Genomic DNA, 428 nt, shown 5'->3' on the forward strand with positions numbered 1-428 from the left:
AGTTCACACCGGTAACCGCACCTGATGAGTTGCCAAAACTGACCATTAAGCCGCGGCGTTGCAGGCAATCCAGCGACCGTTCCCAGGTGTCTCTGCCCACGGAATCGTACACCACGCGCACTTTCTTACCGCCGGTGATCTCTTTTAACCGCTCGACCAGATCCTCTTCACGATAGTTAATAACCTGCCACGCGCCCGCTTTTAGCGCGCTCTGAGCTTTTTGCGCGGTTCCTACGGTGCCTATAAGTTTCGCGCCCAGGGCTTTTGCCCACTGGCAGGCAATTAAGCCAACGCCGCCAGCCGCTGCGTGGAACAGGAACTGTTCATCGGGTTTAATTTCATAGGTTATGCGCAGCAGATAATAACCCGTTAAGCCTTTCAGGAAGGATGCCGCAGCTTGCTCAAAAGAAATTGCCGCAGGCAGAATC

Annotated in this window: 1 protein-coding gene; it reads right to left on the reverse strand. The window is 54.2% G+C overall.

Translation table 11 applies throughout. The features are described from left to right. On the reverse strand, positions 1–428 hold a 428-nt coding region (locus tag FMM79_RS00510), incomplete at both ends, for a zinc-binding dehydrogenase (RefSeq protein ID WP_148625157.1).

This window comes from Novosphingobium sp. BW1 (assembly GCF_008107685.1).
Classification (GTDB): Bacteria; Pseudomonadota; Alphaproteobacteria; order Sphingomonadales; family Sphingomonadaceae; genus Novosphingobium.